The organism is Mycoplasma milvi (assembly GCF_048284715.1).
GTDB lineage: Bacteria > Bacillota_I > Bacilli_A > Mycoplasmatales > Metamycoplasmataceae > Mycoplasmopsis.
In genome coordinates, this window is record NZ_JBLWAH010000002.1 from 106,118 (window position 1) to 126,861 (window position 20,744).

The 20,744-nt window shown below is 30.2% G+C and carries 13 protein-coding genes and 1 riboswitch; of the genes, 2 read left to right on the top strand and 11 right to left on the bottom strand.

Going from position 1 to position 20,744, the window contains the following annotated elements; genetic code table 4:
* Position 1 precedes the first annotated feature (1 nt).
* Together ACNQ13_RS01205 and pepF are read right to left on the bottom strand one after the other, a co-directional pair.
* Complete coding sequence (locus ACNQ13_RS01205; protein WP_418035477.1) at positions 2-3,874, bottom strand: OppA family ABC transporter substrate-binding lipoprotein; 3,873 nt, start codon at positions 3,872-3,874, stop codon at positions 2-4.
* Between the two features lie 9 nt (positions 3,875-3,883).
* Positions 3,884-5,725 (bottom strand): oligoendopeptidase F, encoded by a 1,842-nt coding sequence (gene pepF / locus ACNQ13_RS01210; RefSeq protein ID WP_418018626.1) that lies wholly within the window; start codon positions 5,723-5,725, stop codon positions 3,884-3,886.
* A gap of 93 nt (positions 5,726-5,818) precedes the next feature.
* Positions 5,819-5,986, bottom strand: a riboswitch (Lysine riboswitch).
* Positions 5,987-6,400: 414 nt separating this feature from the next.
* Here pepF and ACNQ13_RS01215 point away from each other — a divergent pair.
* Positions 6,401-7,120 (top strand): chromate transporter, encoded by a 720-nt coding sequence (locus ACNQ13_RS01215; protein ID WP_416741938.1) that lies wholly within the window; start codon positions 6,401-6,403, stop codon positions 7,118-7,120.
* On the top strand, positions 7,120-7,776 hold the full coding sequence (locus ACNQ13_RS01220) for a chromate transporter (RefSeq protein WP_418035478.1): 657 nt from the start codon (positions 7,120-7,122) through the stop codon (positions 7,774-7,776). The genes ACNQ13_RS01215 and ACNQ13_RS01220 overlap by 1 nt, the downstream gene beginning before the upstream one ends.
* A gap of 79 nt (positions 7,777-7,855) precedes the next feature.
* On the opposite strand, the gene ACNQ13_RS01225 is transcribed toward ACNQ13_RS01220, so the two are convergent.
* From ACNQ13_RS01225 to metG, 9 genes are all read right to left on the bottom strand, one after another.
* Positions 7,856-10,156: a hypothetical protein gene (locus ACNQ13_RS01225; protein WP_418024515.1), complete on the bottom strand. Its 2,301-nt coding sequence runs from the start codon at positions 10,154-10,156 to the stop codon at positions 7,856-7,858.
* A 1-nt stretch (position 10,157) separates the two neighbouring features.
* On the bottom strand, positions 10,158-10,433 hold the full coding sequence (locus tag ACNQ13_RS01230) for a hypothetical protein (protein ID WP_416754841.1): 276 nt from the start codon (positions 10,431-10,433) through the stop codon (positions 10,158-10,160).
* Between the two features lie 2 nt (positions 10,434-10,435).
* Entirely contained in the window at positions 10,436-11,470 is a 1,035-nt protein-coding gene (locus tag ACNQ13_RS01235) for a carbohydrate ABC transporter permease (protein ID WP_418024513.1), read from the bottom strand.
* A complete protein-coding gene (locus tag ACNQ13_RS01240; RefSeq protein ID WP_416754838.1) occupies positions 11,415-12,464 on the bottom strand; it encodes a carbohydrate ABC transporter permease in 1,050 nt (349 codons plus the stop codon). The genes ACNQ13_RS01235 and ACNQ13_RS01240 overlap by 56 nt, the downstream gene beginning before the upstream one ends.
* Positions 12,448-14,529 (bottom strand): ATP-binding cassette domain-containing protein, encoded by a 2,082-nt coding sequence (locus ACNQ13_RS01245; RefSeq protein ID WP_418024511.1) that lies wholly within the window; start codon positions 14,527-14,529, stop codon positions 12,448-12,450. Before ACNQ13_RS01245 ends, ACNQ13_RS01240 begins: the two co-directional genes overlap by 17 nt.
* Positions 14,530-14,630: 101 nt before the next feature.
* A complete protein-coding gene (locus ACNQ13_RS01250) occupies positions 14,631-16,046 on the bottom strand; it encodes a thermonuclease family protein (RefSeq protein WP_418033143.1) in 1,416 nt (471 codons plus the stop codon).
* An 83-nt stretch (positions 16,047-16,129) separates the two neighbouring features.
* Positions 16,130-18,646 (bottom strand): P68 family surface lipoprotein, encoded by a 2,517-nt coding sequence (locus ACNQ13_RS01255; RefSeq protein ID WP_418024507.1) that lies wholly within the window; start codon positions 18,644-18,646, stop codon positions 16,130-16,132.
* Between the two features lie 225 nt (positions 18,647-18,871).
* Positions 18,872-19,156: an antibiotic biosynthesis monooxygenase family protein gene (locus ACNQ13_RS01260; protein ID WP_416738721.1), complete on the bottom strand. Its 285-nt coding sequence runs from the start codon at positions 19,154-19,156 to the stop codon at positions 18,872-18,874.
* Between the two features lie 45 nt (positions 19,157-19,201).
* Positions 19,202-20,743 (bottom strand): methionine--tRNA ligase, encoded by a 1,542-nt coding sequence (metG, locus tag ACNQ13_RS01265; RefSeq protein ID WP_418035479.1) that lies wholly within the window; start codon positions 20,741-20,743, stop codon positions 19,202-19,204.
* Position 20,744: the final 1 nt, after the last annotated feature.

The window sequence follows — 20,744 nt, forward strand, 5'->3', positions numbered from 1 at the left end:
TCTATTTCTTTGGTTTTGCTACTCTATAGTTGGTATTATCAATAAATCCATTAAAAGTAATAGGTAAGATGTAATTTGGATTAGTTAGTGCTTGAGCAAAAGGTGATTTTGAAGCTGTTAAATTAAACATATCTGGAACAGCTCCAGTTATATTTGAAATTTCTACTGCTAAATCAAGTAAATCTTTTTTAGTTACGCTTGGATCATTATTATATTCAAGTCAGAACTTTGCATTCAAGTCACTGTATCCAATATAATCACTATTCATTTCACTTTCTTCAAGTGGAACAATTTGACCATTAGCATATTTACTTGTGCCAAGTCAGTTTTCAATATTTTGTAATTCTGCTGAAGTAAGATTATTTGCAATATCCTCCAGTGAGACTGAAAGTTTGTGTCCTGGTGCTGAAATAAATTTATTAAATGCTTGGGCAGCTTTATAAATTTGTGGGTATCCGATTTTTAATTTATTTGCAAATTCTTGATTAACTAAAATATTAGCAAATAATGCTGTTAAATTTAAACTTTGAGAATATGCTGTTAGCCCTGAACCAATTCCATTATAATCATATCCTCATCCCATTCTTAAAAATGGTGTTGTATCACTTAATCAGTAATCAAAGAAAGCATTTTTGTTTTCAGTTGGGAAATCAATAATTGTGAATTTGATTCTTGGATCAAGTTCATTAATTGTAGCAGCATAATTTTGGTATGCCAATTTTTGTGTTTGATTAATGTTTCCATAAGGTCACATAATTTCAATCTGAACTTGTTGATCCGAAATTTCAGGATGTTGTTCATAAACTTGATCTAGTAATGCTTTCATGCGAACTTGCATTTGTTGGTATACTACAGATTTTGAAGCATCTTGAGCTGCTACATTAAGATTTTTAGTGTCTGATGGTTTTAAGAATGTTTCGCCAGTTGCTTCGAAAACAACTCTCTCACCTGTAGCTGCATCGATTACAAATGAACCATTAATAATATCATGGTTAGGTCTTAGACTGTTATTTGGCAATGAATTGTCAGAATCACTTGATTTAATATTTGCATCAGGTGCAAGCGCAGTAATTCATGGGTATGAAGGGTTTCCAATGCTTAATTGATCTGCAAATGACGCCCACGCAATAGCAGAAGAAAGAATATTTCTAAATTCTCCCCCAAGTCCAACTGTAGTATATGGAAGAATACCTTTAGCTGTTCCGCTAGTTAATTCTTTAAGTGAAGTTCCAAACATTGCATAAGCAAAGGCCTCATTAAAGTGTGGTTTATTAGATGCTTTAGGGATTAAACTTCAAATGAAAGATTTAGTCAATGAGTCAGCTGATAGTACTTGTACATATGATAATCCATAAGCTTTAGGATCTTTTAAAACTAATGATTTGTTATTTTGTGTCAGGTCACCAAATTTATAGCTTGCAAGCCCACCTGATAAATATTTATTATATGAGCTAACTTTGTATGATTCAGGATCCATTGGAGATTGTAAATAATTAGTAGTCATTTTTAACATAGTTTGCTTTGAACCAGTATATGTTGTATCAAAGTAATATGGATTTAGGTATTGAGATAATGAGAATGTTTCAGCATCATAAGGTTTTCCGTAATATTTACCAGCAAATAAAGTGGTTTCAGGATTTATTCCATATCAGTAAATTCCGGTTTCTCTAGCTAGTCCAGATGCTGACTTTACTGCTTCAACTATTTCGTTATAAGCTTTTTTATCATTTCTAATGCCTACTTCTTGTGCAAATATATCTTCTGTATTATTAATTGTCATTTGATTAATGTATGCAGAAGGTGCAGGTACAAAATCATAACCTGTTGCAATAGTGTTAAAGAATTCAATAAATTGTGCAGGTGAAGAATCAACTTTATTAACAACAAATAAATCATCCATTATTTCAGGATTTTGTGGATTAGGCACTTGTTGCACACTATTTGCTTTATTAAGCATTCCATAAATATCAATATTAAATAAATTATAAATATAAGCATTAGGGAAGGTGCTATCAGCTGAAAATGTTTTTCCTGGTGTAGTCATTAATTTTCTAGCTTCAGCATCTATATAACTATTTCCTCCATGTGAACGTCTAAAACTTGCATCATTCATAAATGTTCTAACAATAGAAGAATAGAAATCCTCAGCTTTAACTGGATATTTAGTTCTTTCTCCATTAGCTGTAACTCAAAATTGACCAGGTCTAATTCTAAAGGAAATTTTTGCTGCTTTATTTAAGGCTTGAACAAATTCATCAGAATTAATTGACCGAGGGTTTGATGAACTACGTTTAATTACAGTTGTTGAATACGTTCCATCTGGATTATCTCCTTTTGGCGCAATTCCGGCATCATCACTATCAAATACCTTAGTTTCATAAGTAGTTGTTCCACTAGCATCAGTAGTTGGGATATACACATAAATAGCATCTGCCAACTCTAATTTATATCTTTGTAGTTCAGGAGAAATGATTCCTTGTTTCACCTGTTCATTTACACCATTAGAGTTAATTTCATACTTAATTTCTTTATTTATATCTGGTCTTCCCAATGTTTCAATTGAAATAAAACTTAATGTAGTTGAATCAATTGTAGAAGTTGAAACCCTTCCTCCATAAGAGGCAGAGAAATCTGCTGGATAAGCTGAAAGAGCAAATGTTGAGTTATAAGCATTTTGATAAACTCTAGCTTGGGCAATTTTATCCCCAACTGGATAGTTACTAAATTCAATATCTGGATTAATTATTGCTTGTAATTCTTCTTTAGTTAAGTTTGTTCCTTGTCCTTGTTGTGGGTCAATTCCTGTTTTATCTAAAGCTTCTAAATCATAGTTATAGATATCTGTATTAAGTTTTTTAAGAATATCAAATGTAGTAGTATATTGATTATATGCTGTTTCTAAATCTGGAACAATAGCTGCAATCTTTTGATCAATAGTAGCTTTAAAACTATTATATTTGTCTGTTTGAATCTTTAATTCATTCTTAGATTGTGCGATAACTTTTTCTTGATCAGCTATTTTTTTCTTTAACTCAGCCACTTTAGCATTATATGCTTGAGCATTTCCATGTAAAGATTCTTTTAATAAAGCATTTTGAACTTGCATTATGAGATTTTGAATTGTTTCAATATCTGCTTTAGCTTTTGCAATTTCTTTATCTAATTTAGGTGTTTCAACCTCTAATCTATTTTTTATATCTGCCTGTGTTTTTTCTATTTTTTCTTGGATTTCTCCTTTTTTAGCATCATCTTTTTCAGTTTCTAGATCACGTTGAAAAGCCTTAAGACTAATTTTTAAGTTATCAATTGCTACATCATTTTTGCTTAACTTATCTTCTAGTCCAGACAAACTACTTTTTGCTTTATTTAATTTACCCTCCACTAGGTTGTAACTAAGTTTTTGCTCTTGACCATTAGTTTCAATATTGAATTTAATATTTTTCATTGACTCAAGTAAATCTTTGATTGCACTATTAAAAGCATCATTAGATAACTCAAGAATAGTTTTATTAAATGTAGCAAAATCTTTAGCTTCTTGAGCTAGTTTGTAGTATTGAATATGAGCATTTAAAGTAGTGATTTCACTTTGTTGTAATTGCACTTTACTTTCTTGGTTTTTTACTAGGTTTGATTCCTGCAATAACGAAGCAAGTAAAGCTGATTTTTGACCATCTAGTTTGCTGTATTGTTCCCATGCTGTATTTGCAATTGCATTGTATTGGGCTACTTTTTGTTGTGCTTCTTCTAGTTGCTTATCATTTGTAATGCTCGGCTTTTCATCTGCTTGTGGATCATTACAGCTAGAAGCCAGCATTGGCACGCTAAGGGTTGGAACCAAGAACAAACTAGAAAGTAGTATTGGTCTTTTTTTCATATGCTCCTCCTATTTTTTGATTTTGAAAATTTTATTTCCGAGTTTAATTCATTGATCAATTAAGTCTGCTACATAGTCAAAACCTAATTGATAGAATTCTTCACTTTCTAAATTAACACCAACACTTTTTAAAATTTCGATTGGATAGTCTTTACATCCTGCCTTTAAAAAGTTGTTAATGTAATTTTCTAACGCACTTGTACCTTCTTTTTGATATTTAGCAAAGAAGTAGTTAGCTACTAATTGACCTATGGCATACTTATAAACGTAAAATCCATAATAGAAATGTGGTACATAAATTGCTTTTAGATTTTCTTTAGCATCGTATTTATAGGTTTTTTTCTTATCACTCTTATATTTTAAAGAATTTTTAAAGTATATATCAGATAATGTTTCATAACTACCAGAAGCATTTCCAGCAGCTATTGCATTATATAAGTCGTATTCATAATTAGCTCATTCAACTTGGCGCAATACTGTGCCAATGAAGCCTGAGATCATGTTTCCTAGTATTTTAAATTTTAATTTGTCGTCATTTGAATTTTTGAGTAAATAATCAAACAACATTAATTCATTAAAGATTGAAGCAATTTCAGCTAAAAAGATTGGATATTGAGATTTAACTAATGGTTGATAAGTAGAAGAGAAATATGAGTGCATTGAGTGTCCTAATTCATGAGCTAAGGTTTCAACACTATCTAATCTACCATCGAAGTTCATTAAGATGTATTTTTTCTCAATTCCATAAGTTCCGCCAATACTGTAAGCACCAGAACGTTTATTATCCACTGGCATAAAGTCAACTCAATTTTGGCTAAAGGCTTTGGCTACTTGAGCTTGATATTCAGTTCCAAAAGGCTTAGTAGCTTGTGATACGATATCTTTGGCTTCCTCTACAGTATATTGTGACTTAACATCAACTAATTCTCTTGAGCCATCTCATTTTTGCATTGGTTCCTTGAATTTAGCTTGATAAAACTTTTTATATGCTTGAGTATATTTTTTAAAGATTACACTACGGGTTGCTACTTGGTCAAAAAGTTTTTGTAAGATAGCATCCGTTACTTTATCTGAGTTAGTTAACATTGCTACTGCTGAAGGATAATTTCTAATTTTAGCCTCCACCACAATACTTTTAAATTGTTGGTAAAGGGTTTCAGCTAACACTTGTCTATGTGCATAATAAGCATCCCAATAGTTAGTGTAAGCTTGTTTTCTAACTTCTTTATTATTTGATTTAGCAAATGTTACTCGATTAGTTGGATTCATTTTCATTCTTTTCTTATCTGAAAGTGTAATATATCCATAATCAAGTTCACTGTCTGTTATGATTGAAAAAATGTTGTGAGGATCAGGTTCTCCTAAAGAAGACTTAATAATATATTCTTCTACTTCGTCGCTAAGTTTGTGAGAATATTGATCAATAAAGTCTTCAATTTCTCTTTTATATAGAGCTAGTCTTGGATCTTCTTTTCATTGTTTCATTTGCTCAATGTGAGCAAAGAAACGATTTGTTTCTGAACCATATTCCTCTTCTAATTGTTGATTTAAGAATTCTCATTCCTGTATTAACTGCTTAAATTTAGGATCAACTATATTGATGTTATGATTATTTGATAAGTAATTATCAATTTTATAACTTATTATAGTTTGCTTTTCTGATTCAATTAAATCTTGTAAGTATGCATCTATGTTATTGTATTTTGTATCTTTATTTTTTATTCTTGCTTGAAATATTTCTTTATATTGTGTAATCCATGATTCTAGGCTTCGCCCTTCAAGTATTGCTTCAAGATCCCAACGGTATTGAGTTGGTACATCAGAATATTTTTTATATTGTTTAGCTGCCATGTTATCTCCTTAATGAATATGAAAAAGAAAGTTTTGTAGGCTACAAACCTACAAAACCCATAGCAAAAAATTATTTTTTATCCCTGGAATTTGTAAATCTATAGCACCAATGTTTTTAAACAAAGAGTAGAAATCTTTTATGCTTTTCTACCAGCATCTAGGCTGCCACCATCAATGCTTCGGCTTTTATATCCTTTCAATATTTATTATCGCATGCCTGCTAAAATATTTACTTTTACTAAAAGCTCCTCTATAGTTTATCTTTAGCAATAACAGATTTCTAGGTTGAATCTGTTATTTATATGAGCCAAAAACAGATACAACTAAAATACATTCATCATAATATGTCAGTGACGACGGATGAAGGTAATAATAATATTAGTTGTAATCACGTTTCTTTCTTTTTTCATGGGTTTATTATAACACACATCTAACACAAATCATGGAAAAAATATTTGTTCCACATTTTTTCCATATTTTGACTTTTAGCTTTATCCTATAGGAATAAAGGAAATTACGATAATTACTTAATAAGATATATTTTCATTTGCTGAAAGAAAAAAGTTAATTTTATCTGGTAAAAAAGTTAAATTTTTTCCTTTATAGCTTGCTAATAACATCAAAAGAAAAACTAAGATTGTTTATCAAATGGTAGAATACAATAGAAAGGATATTATGAAAACAGCTAAAACAAAAGTTGCTAGCAAAGCTAGCTTTTGAGAAGTCTTTCTTTTTATCATTAAAGTCACGATCATCGGTTTTGGTGGTGGAAATGCTCTTATGCCTGTTATTCAAAGGGAAGCAGTTGGAAAGAAAAAATGACTTACAGAAGAAGAATTTGATGATATTGTTATAGTTACCAATATGTTACCTGGTGCTTCTGTAATTCAAACCTTATCTTATATCGCAATAACTTTACTTGGAAAAGTAAAAGGAACCATTTTAACTTTAGTAGCAATTTTGCCGCATGTTCTTTTAGCTTTTGCTTTCTTAGTTGTGTTAACTAAGTATTTACCAGCAAATTATTTAAAAATAGTTTCAGTTGGGGTATTAGTAGCTATTATTGCATTTCTAATCAACTTTGGAGTTAGATATGCTAAACAAGCACATAAAACTATGGCTACTCCATTATGAATAATTATTTTTCTTTTTTCAGCAGGATATTCATTATTTATCCCTGCACCATATAATTTACCAGTAGTTGCTATTGTAGTAGTGATTGGTATTTATAGTATTTGATATTTAGCAACTAGAAAGAAAAGACAATTAAGTTCACCAAAACAACAAGCACTCGAACAAAATAAAATTTGTGAGATCTCTAAAGAAGAATTAGAAGAAGCTGATATTGAAAACAATATGCAATGTATAGAAGTTGAAAACAAGGAGGATAAATAATGCCAATAATTGGTCTTTTAGTTTGTATTCCTTTAATTGTCTTTATATCACTTTCTGTATTTGGGGGCGGGCAAGTCTTTATGCCTATTTTCCAATGGTTATGAAACTTGATGCATTCAACATTTGGGGTTGATAAATTAGATGAAGCTGCTATTAATAATATTTTTACAGTAGCTAACACTACCCCTGGGGTTGTTTCAACTAAGTTTGCTTTCTTTACAGGTTATGTAGTTGCTAATGGTGCTTGATGAGGATATTTAGCTATGTTTGCTACTTATTTAGTCTTTTGTCTCCCCGCCATTGCAGTTATGGTTATAACCATGAAATATGTAAAGAAATTTAAAACAAATAGCTTTGTAGCAAACATGCTTATTGTTATGAAGCCTATTGTAGCCGGAATTATGATTTCACTTGCTATTTCATTACTAATTTCTATTTTAGTACCTGAATACTACTTTAATTCATCAACTAAAGGATATGTAGGAATTAGTGAAAATAACTACTTTACTGGTTATAAAAACATTTTACTTAAGATATATGTTCCATTAGGAATTATAGGATCATATATTATGGCAAAAAAGAAAGTTTCACTCTTTATTATTATTGTAGTAAACATTATTATTTCAATAATTCTGTTTGCTCCATATGCAGGATAGTCGCACCTAGGTGTGATTTTTTTGTATAAAAAAGCATGCCCTGATTATTTAGGCATACTATATTTAACTTATTAAAATCTTAATCATTTTGCACTTCTAAAGAAGCTGATACATGAGCTACTTGTTCAAATGTTTTATTGATTGAATATTGATTTGAAAGTGATGAAGCAAAAGCGTTATTTACTGAATAGTTTTCACCCACGTATGTTGGGAATGCATTAGGGTTCTTATATGATAAGTAAGCTCTAAATACATCAAAAGCAACTCATTTATTTGAAGCCTTATCAAAAACTTCTAATCAGTAAATTCCTTCTTTAGCATGTTTAATTTGTTCATTTAAATTATCTTTTTCAAATTGAACTTTTGTGTTAGCTAATTGGGTTTCTAAATCAGCAATTAAAGCTGCATTTGTACCTTGAACAATTTGTACTTGGTATCCACCATTAGCAAATAGTAATTGAGCATATAGATCTACAAGTGAATAAACATTTGTAACTGTTTCTGTGATGTGTTTGTATAAATTAGCAAAACTTTGTGCAATACCAGCAGAAACAATAGCATTCTTACTAATCATTGAATCTTTAGCTATTGTAGCATTATTAACCATAACTTTAATAATGTCACTTAATTTAGCAATTCTTTCATTATAGATTTTAGTTTGTTCTTCTTCTGTACCATTAATTGTAGCTTTATCAACTAAGTCAGCTGATAATTCAGTTCCACCTTTTAATGTAATTAAGGCTTTTACAAAGTTGATTTGGCTATCAAATAGTGAGCTTAAATCAGTTAAAGTTAATGTTTCGCCAGCATCTTTTTTAGCTTGTAATTTTGTAATATTTTCATATGCAGGAAGAATTTCTCTAGATGAATATGTTTTAATTGCGTCTATTTGGAGTTCAATTTCTTGAATTTTGGCTGTAGCAGTTGCAATAAGACCATTTGTAACTTTAATTAAGCTGTTAACTTTTTTGGCTTCAGCTGATGTTTTAGCTGCTGCTAGTTGTTTTTCAAAGTTAGCGAGGTTTTGTTGACTATTTTTTAATGAGCTTTGAACCTTATATAGTTCACTAATGTTTACTAATCATAGGTGTGATCAGAAGAAATTATATGGTTGAGCAAGGAATTCTCTTTGTTCTTCTTCTGATAGTACAGAAACAATAGTTCCATTTGCACCTTTTAATGTGTTGAAAACTTGGTATTTGTCGTTTTGAACTGGACGTCCTTTGTCATCTAAAGCATCTGGGTTAACTCCTGTAATTAAGTATTCAGGTGCGAATCCTAATGCCATACCACGTTTATCATCTGCTGCTAATGAAACATTATAGTTCTTGTAGTTGTCAAACATCATTTTGTAGATTTTCTTAGTTGCTGCAACTTCATCATTCGCAACAGAAGCAAAGTCGAATTTTGAAACTGAATTAAATAATTCTCTTTGTGTTTTTTGAACTACAGCTGATGGAATTGTGTTGTAAAGTTTTGTAAGAACTTGGTAATTGAATACACCTGATTTAGTTGCATTGTTTCATACAAACATTTTTGATGATGCATTATCCTTAGTTGTTATAGGATATTTAGCTTCATTCATTAAGTATTCTGCATAAAAAGGTGTATCTTGTAAGAAATGTTTAATAACTGCTTTAACATCAGCTTCTGTAATTTCATCTTCTGGTTTAGGGAAGCTGAATGTTTTAACACTAGAATAACTTTTTAGTTCTTCAACTATTCCTTTAACATATCCTTTTAATTCAGTGTCTTCAATTTCTTTATCGATTGAACCGTTAGGTTTAACAGTTGGGAATTTGAATGAGTTAAAAGCATCTGTTGTTAATTGTGTAGCTTCTAATAGACCTGAAAATGATCTAAAGATTGGAGGAATTGCTTTATATTCTTTTTTATTAGCTTTTATACCTTTTAAATATTCAGCTAATGTAGCATTTAATTCTTTAATGTTTTTAAGTGCATCTGCACGAATTGCTTCATTGTCAATTTTATCGATATTAGCTTGATTAATATCTAATTGTTCTGTTTTATAGTTTGGTGTAAAAAGATTTTTAAAATCCTTTAAATAGTTGTTATTGTCTACTGAAACACTGTTTTGAGGGCTGTAAATAAAGTTTGAGAAATTATATTTTAGTAATTTACTTTTAGTAATTAAATCATTTTCAAATTTTACTAAATTCGGTTTATTGTATTGTTCTTGGCTTGTTAAATGTTCTTTAGCGCTAAATCCATTACCATCTTTTGAAATAAATTTTTCAGCATAAAGTACTGTTGAGTCATCTCTATAGAAACAAGATACTGCAGTTGCTGGCAAGATAGCCATAGCTGCAAATGATCCTAAAAATAATTTTGCTTTCTTAAAATTAATTTTTTTGTTCATATTAATTAAACATTTCAACATATTTAAGTGATTTGAATCCTGAGTAAGTAATTACTGTACCCATAACAAATAATAAACATGCGAATGCTATCCCTCCTATAGAATATGATTTAACATATTGTGCTAAATCAACGATTTTAATATCAAGTGTAACTTTTTCGTTTAAATCAATTAATGGTTGTACTTGTGAAATTAGAATAGAAAGAACAATAATAGCAATAAGTGCTAGCACTGAAATAATTGCTCAAGTAATAACTTTTCTTTTGTAATTTTTCATAATTATCCCTTAATTGTTGAACCTTGTCTACTAATAGCAGCCATGATTCTCTTTCTGAAGATTAAGTAAACAATAAACATAGGTAAGATAACCATTAAGCTGGCTGCAAGTTTAACGTTTTGCATTACGTTTGCTCCTGAGTCAGGATCGGTTGGGTCAATACCAGCTTTGAATAGTCAAACTGAAACAACATCTAATCTAGTTGAAGCAATTGTAGAAATAATAGATGGTCATAAGTATGAGTTTCATGAAGCAAGAGCTGTAAGAATAATGATTGTTAATGTTGTTGGCACAACCATTGGAAAGGCAACTTTAAATAAGTATTTAAGTCCTGAAGCACCATCAACAAGTGATACTTCCTTAATTCTTCCAGGAATAGCTTCGAAAGCATTTTTATACATTAATGTGTTAAAAATACTTGCAGTGAAAGGAAGTGCGATAGCAAATAGGAATCCGACATAATCTCTGGCTATTTTCGTTTTAAGAACAACGAAGTATTGTCCTGATAGCAACGCAACTTCTGGTAAAACTAATAGGGCTAATGCAAAGAATCAAATAAGTCCTTTTCCTCTTCAATTACGTAAAGAGAATGCATATCCCATTAAGAATGTAATGAAAACTTTTAAAGTAACAGATACTATTACGTTTAAGAATGTTAATAACATGGCACTTCAATATCCTGAAGACATAGCTCTACTGTATGTATTTGATACAACTTGAGTTCAAGGAACGAAGTTAAGACCATGTTGCCCATCGGCGTTAATGTAAGTTAGACCTTCACCAAATGAAGGGAAAAATCTAAATTCGGTTTTAAGCGCAGCAGCTTGTGAATCATCCATCATTGAGATAGAGATCATGTAGAAGAATGGGAATAAAATTAATACCCCAAAGAATACTAAGAGCAATAGTTTAAGTACGCTAATAAGAATAACTTTTGTTAAACTGTGCTCTGTAACTTGTGAAGAAACTCTTTCTTGGTTCTTACGAAGTCTTTTTTGCATAAAGTGCTTGCGTAGCTTTAACTTTAACTCAAACATTTCTTTCTCCTAGATTATTTAATGTTGTTTGTATCATGAAGAATCCACCTCTAACCATTGATGAGAAGGTTACTCCGATGATAAATAATGAAATTGATGCTGCACCAGCTAAATGTATATTACCTGATTGAGTTTGTAAGTATACATAAAGCATTAATGAACCACCACCAGCATTAAAGGCATTTTCTGGTTTGTTTTCAAATAATGCAAGTGGGAAAACTTTTAATCCACCAATAATTCCTAGTGTAACTAAGAAGTTAATTGTACTTTTAATTGATGGAAGTGTAATTGCGAAAAATTGTTTAAATCCATTTGTTCCGTCGATTGAAGCTGAACGATATAGGTTTTTGTCAACACCTAACATAGCTGTTGTGAAGATTAAGATATTGAATGCAAGTCCATTTCAAATACCATTAATAATCATAGCTACTAAAGCATTAAATGTATATTGGTCATTTGTTTCAAGTCATGGAACATTTGTTCCTAAAATTTTGTTTAATAATCCGTATGTACTGAATAATTGGATGAATGCTAAAGAAACAGCAACCCCATTAGTTACATAAGGCATAAAGAACACAGTTTGTCAAAAACTTTTTGCATATTTTCTATATAACTTAGCTATAACAGAAGAAATAACTAATGAAATAATCATAACAAATGGTAAGACAAACATACCATATATGAATGAGTTTCTAACCCCAACAGCAAAACGAGCGTCTGTGAAAACTTTTTGGTAGTGTTCTAAAGTAACATTACCTGAATCGGTTCTTAATGATTCAACAATGTTAATTATCATAGGGGTAATAGTAAATAGTAAAAGCAATACTATACCAGGTAATAATAATAACAATGGTTTTCAAGCAGGAGTTCTCTCATCAAGTATAGAGTGTGATAAAGTAGATTTCTTAGATGCTTGCTTTTTAACTGATCAGTTAAAAAGAAAAGGTAATTTCTTTTGTAAAAATAAATGTGTTTTATTATTTAACAATTTCATATTGTAGTCTTTCTTCACTAGCAGCATCAAAAATGTGAAGTTTTGCTAGCGGTACATCGAAGAAGATGTCATCCCCAATACGGAATTCATAGTTATTGTCAAGTAAGAAGTTAATTCTTCCAGCTCCTTCAACATCAACAACTAATTTACTTTCTTTTCCGAAGTTTTCTTGTACAACTACTTTACCTTTGAATGAATAATCTTGACCTTTTTCTTTAATAATAAAGTCTTCTGAACGAACACCAATATTTAATGTGATATTGTCTTTTCCAACTAATTTGATTTGTGGTAATTCAACACCTGCCATTGTTAATTTTCCATTAACAACTTCAGAAGCGAATAATCCCATTTCTGGCATACCAAGGAATCTAGCAACGAATTGGTTTTTAGGTTTGTTGTATAGTTCAAGTGGTGTACCCATTTGTTGAACTTTAGCCATTGACATACAGATAACAATGTCAGAAATAGACATAGCTTCTTCTTGGTCGTGAGTAACAAACACTGTTGTAATTCCTAATGATTGTTGGATTTCTCTAATTCATTGACGTGTTGAAATACGTAATTTGGCATCAAGGTTTGAAAGAGGTTCGTCCATTAATAAGATTTCAGGTTTTTTAACAATAGCACGAGCGATTGAAACACGTTGTTGTTGTCCCCCTGAAAGTCTTGTTGGTTTCTTTTGAAGAATGTGAACAATTTCAACACGAGCAGCAACTTCCATAACTTCGTTGTGGATTGCTTGTTTTAAAGTAATATCAGCTTTTGCTAATTCTTTAATGTGTGCTTTTTCTTCTTCGTTTAAGAAATCATTATTGTCTTTTTCTTGTTTTAAAACATTTTTAACATCATATTTTTCAACAAGTTCTTTAGCTTTTTGTTGGTAAAGAATTTTAGCAACAGTAGGTAATCTTTTTGAGTCAGATACTAATTGTTTATATTCTTCATTTGTTTTTAAAAGTTCATTGAACTTAGCTTTTTGTTCTAAATAGTTTTTCTTTGTTTGAGCTTTAAGAACTTCATATCTGTTTACAATTTCTTCTTGTTTAATTAAGTATTTGTATCTTGTAAGTGTTTTTAAAGCTTGTTCCTCTAACTTAACAATTCTAATTCTGTCTTTTAAAATTAAGTTTGAGAAGTCTACTAATAAAAGCTTGCTTACGAATTCTTGGATTTCAATAATTCTTTGTTCCATTTCTTCAGCTGTAGCTAATTTTTGGAATTTGTAGTTTGCTTTATCTAAGTCTTGTAAGATTTCAGCTTTTTGTAGTTCTGGAAGTAAATTATTTGCTTTATCTGAAGCAAATTTTTCCTTGATTTCATTAATTTTTTGTTTTGAATCTTGTCTAATTTTTTCGTTAGTTTTGATTACATTCTTTGTTAATAGTGAAATCTCAGAATCTTCATGCACTAAAGTAATTTTGTATTCAGTGTGTGCTTGTTCATAATCATTTACCATTTTTGCATATAGTTCTGCAACTTTGTGTGATGATTTTTCTGAAATAAGCATAATAACGTCAAAAGCATTTCTTAATTCTGCAATTTCTTGTTCTGTAGCCCCAAGTTTCTTAAGATATACGATTTGAATTTCGTTTCTTGCTTTTTCTCTATTTAAATAGAATTTCTTTTGTCATTCAGGGTCATTTTTAAGTGGGAATGCAATATTTGCATAAACACTCATGTGTGGATATAAGGCATAGTTTTGGAAAACAAACCCAATTTTTCTTTTTTGAGGCGTAAAGTCAGTAACGTCTTTTCCTTTGAATAAGATTTTTCCTGATGTTACTGTTAATAGACCTGCAATAGCATTTAATGTTGTAGTTTTACCTGATCCAGATGGACCTAATAAGGTTACTAATTTACCCTCTGGTATTTTAAAACTTACATTATCAACAGCTAATGTTTCACCAAAATCTATGTTAAGATTTTTTAATTCAATAGCAGGGAATGATTCAGAATCAATGTTAGCTAGTTGATTTGTATAGTTTTTGATTCTATTTAAATCATCTTCACTAACTTTTGTTGATAATTCCTTTACATATGAAATTAATTTATTAATTAGTTTCATTAATTTCCTTTCTTTTTGTTTTACATATTTATGATTGAAAAATAAATACTTAATAATTTTACATTAATTATTTTTTTAAGGTTAAAAATGACTAATAAAAGTTATTTATTTTCATTCTTTGCAAGTCACTTTTTATAAATGTTTTCAAATGTTGCATATGTAGAGTTATTTTTTGCTAAATAAATGAATGTTGAGACTTGACTTGGGGTAGCAAAATAGTGGAAGAATCCTCTTTTTGCTTCAATAGCATCAAACATAGCTCCTGCAAGTTGTTCATAAATACGATCTTCGTATGAACCTTTAACACTGTGAATGTTTGAACCATCAGCTTGAACATTTGAGCTAGGCATTGGAAGTGTTAATCCAGCTCTTACAATTTCAACATTATATGAATATTGATAGTCTTCTCCAAAAAATACATCAGCTGTTGTTCTTCCATATGCATCATGACCTAGGAATGCAACACGAACATGGTCTCTATAGTTCATATCTTCTGATCATAATTTTTCAGCAAAGTGAGTAGGCATTAAAGCAAATGCATATTCAAATGGTGATGATAATTTTTGTGAAACAGCTTTTTCAGGTGTATCAATTCCAGATAAACGAATATTAGGTTCAATTTTTGGATCTCTTTTTTGATCATGTTTATCTTTAATTGGGTTTAATCCTTTTTTGAATTTACCTTCAAATGTATCTTTATCTTCATAAAGTTCTACAGCATAGGTATCTCCATCAGAAACTGTTGTGATTCTTCCGTCAAAGTAATTTCTAGTGTCGACTTTGCTTCAGTCAATATTTACTTTTTTAAATATTTTTGGATCTGGAGCTGTTGAATAATCACTAAATGTTGGGTTTATTTTCATAACTGTATCTTTAGATAAAGTAACAAGCAAATCTTTTACATTTTTGTAATCACCCATACTTAAAGCGCTGTATTTAAAATTATTTATAGCTGTCATTTGTTTAAGTTTTAAAGCTTTAGAGTGAACTTCTTCATTTGGTGATTCATTAACCCCTAATTTTTCACCTGTTTTTCAATCAGCAAATTCTTGGCTGAATTGTGATAAAACATAAAGTAATTTAATAGTTTCACCTTTAGGTTGTTTAATTTCTACTTTAAAATATTTTGGTAAATTTGAAAATGTACTGCTATTTGGTAATAAGTATGTTGTTTCGACAGGTGTATAAGTTAATTGAACTAACTCTGCAATTTTGTTTGATATCATTTCGGTTAATTTGGCAATTGATTTTGCAAGAGCAACTTTACCATTTGTATTTAATTTTTTAACCGATGAGATCTCACCATTTTTAACTATAAAAGGAGTTGAAGAATTAAATTCTATTTCAATAGTCTTATCAAGGCCATTTATTGTTTTAATTCCTTGTAATGATTGCTCTTTCTTAATAATGTTATCTGCTCTTTGTTCATCTGTTAAACTACATGATGAAGCAACAATTGGAAGTGCTGTCATTCCACATCCAATTGTAAGCATTAAAATGCTTTTTATTTTTTTCATATTTCTCCTAATGTCTCCATACAAGAAAATATAATTTATCTCTCGATAAATTATATTTTGACAGATATAGATATTTTTAATTATTATTTTGAAGCTTCTGTTACGAACTTAGTAAAGTCTTGAACTGCTTGTCCTGTTGTTACTGAAGTTTGTAATCCATCTCATGCAGCGTCTAATTGTTTTCTATATGAATCTGCTTTTAATGAACCAGGTTCTTCGAAAATTACATATGTAGGGTCAGTAGCAACTTTCTTGAATTGTTCAAATGCAACTTTTAAGTATGCATTTGTTCCAATGAAGCTTGCTGTAGCATCTTCTAAAGAAACATTTTCAAATCCTGCATATGGTAAGATATAGCTCATTTGTTTTTGAATGTAATCTCTTGGTGTGTATTGAGTTTGTTGTTTATCATCTGGGTCAAATACATATTTAGTTGTAGATGTAATTAATCATTTCATGAATTGTTTTGTTGCTAATTCATCTGTTTGGTTTGAAACTAGACCCATAATAGAAGGACCTTGTCCAAATACAACATTCTTAGTATTTTCTTTTACTCATTTTGTAGGAGTTGGTAATGAGATTAATTCATCTTCTCCTAAGAAGTTTGCTTGCGATTTCTTTTCAATTGAATATCCTAATGATTCTAGTGTTTTATTTGCTGATTCTGAGATAGCATATGTATCTGTAACACCATCTTTAAATGCTAAGATAATTTGATATGTGACTTTATCTTTTGAGTCATTTTTAAGCATTCCAGCATATAAGTTTTTACTTTTAGCTAATTCTAAAAATGCTTTTTGATCAGCTTTGCTTGAATCATATGGTAATACAAGGAATCCGATTTGTGAAATAGTTTTTCTTGAGTTAACAGCTGCATCTTTTACAACACCTTCAAATAATGTTTGATCTTCTTGTGTTGCAAACATTTGTGAATATTTACCTGGAAGTGTATTCTTTAATGCTGTGGCTGTTAATGCATTGTATGCATAAATTCCGTTCATCTTGCTTCCTAATAAATATAATGGTGTAACTTTATCAGCAGGTGTTTCAGCTTGTGCGCTTTGAAGACCAGGAGCATCTGGTAATGTTACTAATTGGTAACCTGTTCCATAATTTTCTCTAACATCACTAAATTTACCATTCTTATCATTAAAGTTTAATGCTGAAACTTCTTGACTATTTAATGTTAAAACATAGTTTGTTATCTCACCTTTAACGAAGTTGTGTGAATATCCAGCTGTTGAACCGATTGAGAAAGCAAATTTATGTTTTTGTTGGTCTCTAGATGAGAATTGTCCACCAGGGAATAATTTTGTTCCACCTGCTTCAACTGAAGCTTTAATAGCATCATAAATTTGTTTTGATCCTTGGTTAGCAGCTGAACCATCTTTTTGAAGTGTTGTATATGAAATTTGAACACCATCATTGTTGTGATTTACTGATTGAATCATTTTTGATGTATCACCATCTAGAATTGAAAATAAAGCTTGTTCATATAATGATGTTGCTGAGTCAACCCCAAAAATGTGAACTTGTGCATTTGCAGGTTTTTGATTATTTACTGATTTTTCAAATAGGCCTTGAGCAAATTTAGCAAATTCTAATAATTCTTTGTAATTTTCAAAAATTGAGTATGAAACTACATAGTCTTTACATAAGTCTTTAATGTTTGATACAGGTTTTCCTCATATTCCTGAAACCACTGAAGCATCTGCAGCACCTTTTTCTTTAATGCTGTTATATAAAGCTGTCATTTTATCATCACCTTCTTTAATAACACCACCATTTTCTAGGATTGTTCCTAAAATGTAGTTCATAACAGGTGCATTTAATGATAATACATTTGTACTCTTTAATGCAGGTAATATTCATGATGAAGGTTTATCAACATTTTGAGTTTCAGCATTAATTGCTGTAAAGTTGTTAGAAAAGTTTGTTAAATCTAAGTTAAGTTCTGGTTCATTGTCATTAAAGCTTAATAACATATTTTTGCTTCCTAATGCTGAAGCAACTGGTGCATAGTTTAAAACAATGTCAGCAAAGTTAGGGTTACCATTTTGAACAGCTTGTGTAACAGCATTTGCCCCTGCTGAATATCCTGAACCTAAAGGTTTAGTATCAACTTCTTTAGCAGCCAATGAAAGTCCAACTGGCGAAACAAAGTTAAGTCCATCTTGATCATCAGCATGAGTTTTCTTATATTCTTCAAATGCTGCTTTGTTCTTTTGAACTAGGTCATTATATACAGCAATGATTTGGTCAATACCAACTGATTGTACTGAACCTTGAGAAAATGTGTGTCCGATAACAATTTTTGTTTTTACTTCTTGTGCAAATTGTGCATTTGCTGCGTCTGGATTTGTATTTGATTTATTTCCGACTGAGTTAGCAACACGTTCTGCCATTGTAGAAGTTTGACCCAATAAAGTAATCGTTCCTAATTCAGGGTTGATTTCTCATGGAGCTCTTGTATCTTTGTCATCACCATCAACAGGTTTAACCTTATCGTTTTTGTCATGACATCCAGCTGAAAGAGCAACTGTTGTTACACCAACTAGCCCTGCAGCTCCTAATAATATATTTTTAAATTTAAAATTCATAAATTAAAACTCCTTAATAAACAAATATAAAATATTTGCTCTTGTTTTGTGTTTTGTATTTTTCAAGAAATGTCTGAGCAATTTAAAAAGTCTTTAATTTGTATCCTGCTCAAGTTACAATTTCTATAATTAATTATAGAGCATTTATTTTTTTATGCTGTGGAAAAAATTTATTTCCACATTTTGTTCCACATTTGCAGATTATATAAAAAAGCTCGCTTTTTATTATTTAGCGAGCTCTATTTCATAGACATTTTGGACTGTTTTAGACATTTTTCTAATAGTTCCAAATTCTTTTTTAAATTCTTCTAACTGGTTAAAAGCCTCAAAAGATTGCTTTGAACTTCAACGTTCAATAACGAGCACTTTATCTTCAGCCTCTAAACCATATTCAAAAGAAAGATTTTCTTCTTTCATTCTTGTTTTTTTAGTTAGGATATATAAATAATCAATGAATCCTTTCATTTTTTCTGGATTAATTATATATCTTGTAGCTTTTGCAAAAATCATATTAAATACTCCTAAACATAGTATTTGGTATTGCTTAAATAAATACTATTTCTTAATTCTTGAAAAAAGAATAAATTCTTTCCCTTGATTAATGTTATCAAATTTAGACCAGTTTGTTACTAAATCAAATGAAAAATTATTTATTCCTAGAATTTGAGCCACTTCTTGAGTTTTTCTTGGCAATACTGGAGCTAAATATAATGAGACAGCATAAATACCATTGAACAATCTAACAAGAATTTGTTCTAAACGTGGTAAATCTTCTTTTAAAGTTCAAGGTTTTGTTTCATCAATATATTTATTTAGTTCACTTGAAAGATCAATTGCCACCTTTAAAGCTTTATCAACTTCTAAGGCGTCAAAGTGAGCTTTGTAACTAGCTAGTGAGCTAGCTATTTTTTCTTCAATTGCTAGATCTATAGCAAGATTAGAAACTTGATAGTGTAATGGATTTTCAAAACTATTAGCTTTCATCTTAACACTACGAGCTACTAAGTTTCCATAGTTATTAATTAAATCAGCATTAATTACATCTATAAAACGATTTTCTTCTCAAATTCCATCTTCTCCAAGAGTAATTTGTGAAGCAAAATAATATTTAATCATTTCTGGATGATATTTTGCTAGCAATTCATATGGATCAACAACATTATTTTTTGATTTAGACATTTTTCCAGTTGGTGTAACAAGTCAACCATGAGCTTGAATTTTATTTGGTTGTTTTAAATTTAAAGCTTGTAAGAAAATTGGTCAATAAATCATGTGGAAACGAGAAATTTCTTTTCCAATTAAATGAACAACTTCAGATTCATTTCAATATTGTTCAAATTCTACACTTTGGCTTAAATTTTTAACGTCAAAGCCGAGGGCAGTTATATAGTTACATAAAGCATCTAATCATACATATAAGGTATGAGTTGGATCTTCATTAATTTTAATTCCTCATTCAATATTGGTTCTAGTTACTGATAAATCTTCTAGTCCCTTGAGTAAGAAATTGTTTTTCATTTCATTAATAATTTTATTTGGCCCTAAAAAGTCTGGATGTGAATCAATGTATTGAATTAATCATGGAGCAAATTGATTCATTTTAAAAAAGTAAGAATCTTCTGAAACATTAATTAATTGGTGACCACTTTGAGGGTGGTAATAAGCACCATCCTTATATATAGCTTGAGTTTCAGTTAAAAATTCTTCATCACTCACTGAATAAAGACCTTCATATTTACCACGATAAATGTAGCCCTTATCTAAAAAATATGAAAAAATATTTTTAACACTTTCACAATGGCTTGGAGCACTAGTGCGAGAAAAGATATCATAGTCAATATCAAAATCACGTCACATTTGTTGGTATTTTGCAACTAGATTATTTACAAACTCTTGTGGATCTATGCCTTGTTCTGCAGCTTTTTGTTGAATTTTTAAACCATGCTCATCACTTCCAGTTAGCATTTTAACATTGTAACCATCAAGTTTTTTATAGTTAGCAATTACTCAGGCTAATGTAGTGGTATATAGGTGCCCTATATGCAAGTTACCACTTGCATAATAAATTGGTGTAGTTATATAAAAATTCTTTTTCATT